This is a genomic window from Brachymonas moutaii (nom. illeg.) (assembly GCF_049977365.1).
GTDB lineage: Bacteria > Pseudomonadota > Gammaproteobacteria > Burkholderiales > Burkholderiaceae_C > Brachymonas.
This window is the reverse complement of record NZ_JBNGEN010000019.1, coordinates 1-2,789: the sequence shown is the minus strand read 5'-3', so window position 1 is coordinate 2,789 and position 2,789 is coordinate 1. Positions and strand designations below refer to the sequence as shown.

At 49.7% G+C, this 2,789-nt stretch carries 3 protein-coding genes; all 3 read right to left on the bottom strand.

Annotated features, from left to right (window positions below):
* Positions 1-771 (bottom strand): lysozyme family protein (locus ACP2WS_RS11205; RefSeq protein ID WP_465248523.1); only part of this gene is annotated, 771 nt, incomplete at its 3' end.
* A gap of 23 nt (positions 772-794) precedes the next feature.
* Positions 795-1,394: a hypothetical protein gene (locus tag ACP2WS_RS11200; protein WP_426460840.1), complete on the bottom strand. Its 600-nt coding sequence runs from the start codon at positions 1,392-1,394 to the stop codon at positions 795-797.
* 125 nt (positions 1,395-1,519) lie between these two features.
* Positions 1,520-2,251, bottom strand: a complete 732-nt coding sequence (locus ACP2WS_RS11195) for a DUF4189 domain-containing protein (RefSeq protein ID WP_426460839.1) — start codon at positions 2,249-2,251, stop codon at positions 1,520-1,522.
* Positions 2,252-2,789 lie beyond the last annotated feature (538 nt).

Genomic DNA, 2,789 nt, shown 5'->3' with positions numbered 1-2,789 from the left:
CCCCCAAAGACCATCGACAGCGAGGGCATGGTGATTGCGGTCGTGATAACCGAGCGCATGCAGATTGCCCTGCAAATGCCTGAGCTGGTCATGCGACATGGTGCTATGGGGGATATGCAGGTCAAGAGACGCTTCGTTTTTTGGGACGGCATGTGCGTTCGTGAGCGGTCCATGCCCTTGAGACACAGCATGAGATGTGCCACTCAAATTTTTCCATGCCTCAAAGGCCGATAAGCCATTATTGATGTGCTCCATATATTCAGCTTTCATGCCTTTGAGGGCATGGGCTGACTCTTTCAAGGAGATGCTGGCGTGATTTCCCTGACCATAGTGGCTCTTGAAGTCTCCCTTGTGGGGATCGCTGAAACTGGCCCACTCACAGGCAAGCGCATATTGTGCCTTTTCAAGGGTGGCGCCATTTTTTCCTGAAATATACGCATATATTTCAGGCCTTTTTTTGACGATAAGATAATCAGAGAAGATCCTGTCCTGTAGCTCAGGGGTGAATGCTTGATGTCGATCGAGCTTCATCGAAACGATCGCGCCATCCAAGGTGTCAGGAATGATCTGGTATTTTCCTACTGCGAAAAGACGATCGCGATGTCCGTGGGGTAAGTGCTGTCGTTGCGATACTTGGGCAATTGTCATTTCCGAGAAAATGATCTTCTTGTCAGCACCAATGATATGTCCATGACTGGTTCCCTTGTTGTAGGCATTGTAGCCATCCGAAATGGATTCACCTTTGTGGATGAGGGTCTGCAGTGCATTCATGGTTTTCCTTCGTGCGAATGGAGTCAGTGGCTGTTTTCGAATTCCCAGGATGTATATTGCAGATCGGAATTTTTGTTTTTGTTCTTCCAGTCTGATATTTCTCCGGTGGCATTTACGGAGATGATTTTTCCGGTGAATTTGTTCTTGAATCGTGCGAGCATCACGCCATCTCCACTGTATGCGTTGAGCTCTTCCATTCCTTCGCAAGCCTTGCAACCAGCTGTGGGACTGGTGCTGCAGATGTTCTGCCAATCTCCGCCGACAACTTCTGCCTTGCAATCAGGGTTGGGAACAGGTTCCCACCCCTTCTCGATTAATTTTTCTCGAATGAGACCATATGCGGCGCCGGGTTTCAGAATGGCCTGAAGCTCTTTTTTGCTGCCATGCACGGCATCTTCATCGGTCTTTGTAATGGCGCCTGGATTCAAGGATGCAGCTTTGGTATTGGTGCCGGTGCTTCTGTTGTTTTTGCTGTCGATCTTTTCTCCGTGATTTTTATCCGTGGACGCAAGCGATGTGATTTGTGAGTTCTGTTGGCATCCTGAGATGATGATGCCAAGGAAAAGACACCATGCATATGGACGGTGAAATTCTTTGATGCGGTGTGCGATTGAATTTTTCATGAGTGATTGCTATTTGATTTGGATGATTGATGTTCGGTGTGACAAGTTCGAATTTCATCCGCATGACTCTGCGTGAAGCGGCGTCGTGGTCATGCATGGCTGCATGGCCTTGGATCGGATGAAGGCTATTTTTTGGTATACGCTCCATAGTCGTAACCAGAACAAAACGCATCTGTGTGATTGGTGGCTGAGCTCTTTGAGGATTTGAGGGGGTTGCTCGCATAGATGCATTGATTGACGCCATACTTTTTCTCGCATGCAAAGTATGATTTTTCAATGGCCTTCTGGGGGTCCTTGTCAACTGCCAATGTCCAGTGCAAGCTGTCTGTTGCAGATTCAGGGCGAGATGCCCCAATGCAGCCATTGGAAACGGTCAATAATATTCGACACTGTCCTTCATGGCAGTGACTCAAAGCATTGCGTTCGGATGCCGCTTTCGATATATTTCCGCCGCCACCCCAATGAAGAATATTGGTGTTCCCCTGGGTGATGAGGCTGCCATAATATGGGGTTGACTGGTATCTCTCGATCTGGGCCTGAATGGCGTTTTCCTTGGCTTGCCATGCCTGTTGGCGTGCAGCATTTCTGGCTGCATTCTGTTGCTGATTGATGTTCTGAACCTGAATGGCGCGTTGTCTTTCCATTTGATCGGCGTATCCCATGTCAGCAGGGCTGAGCTGTTGCCCCCATGAAGCTGTGACAAACAAAGCCAGACAAAATCCGATAAATTTTTGTGTCCATGGATGTTTTTGCATGATTTTCTCCAGTCTGTGGTCAGGGCTGTCGGAATTGACTGTTGAGCCCTCTGTTTTGAGATTGAGGGCGTGAATCCGCTTCAGAAGAAGTAGTTGAGACATACCGATCGGTAGGGGAGATGGCGTTGTCTTGGGGGGAAACAGGGTGGGTCTGCTGCGGAGAAGCCTCAATCGAGGACCGGATATCGGTATCAGCCCTCAGGGAACTTGCAGAAGAGGATATGTTGCGAGCTTCAGATGCTGGCGCATTCAACGAAGCGACGGGAGCGGAGGACTGAGCGAACGAATTGGGCAAGGCAGCATGGGTAGGCAAGCTACTTGTCTCACGAGCAGCACCTGAAAGATGCGTGTTTATCCCCCGTTGGCTTTGTGAGGCTGTACGGATACTGTCTTCAGTAGTTGCACTATGGGTGTGACTTGTAAGACGACCCACTGCATTTTGGGTGTCATGCATATCAGTATGGGATTGAGGAAGGGGCTGCGTATGAGCCCCGTAATTCCATCCGCCTGTTCCTTGCTGCTGGCGTTGCATCAGATCCTGAGGGCCGGATACAGGGCCACGCATACCTCCGCTTGATGCTTGAGCGGCTATGGTTCCTACTTGGTTGTAGCCACTTGCCACTGCACCCATTCCGTTGCT

Coding starts and splice junctions, on each gene's coding strand:
- ACP2WS_RS11200 (WP_426460840.1), bottom strand. CDS start 1,394: ATGAAAAATTCAATCGCACACCGCATCAAAGAATTTCACCGTCCATAT.
- ACP2WS_RS11195 (WP_426460839.1), bottom strand. CDS start 2,251: ATGTCTCAACTACTTCTTCTGAAGCGGATTCACGCCCTCAATCTCAAA.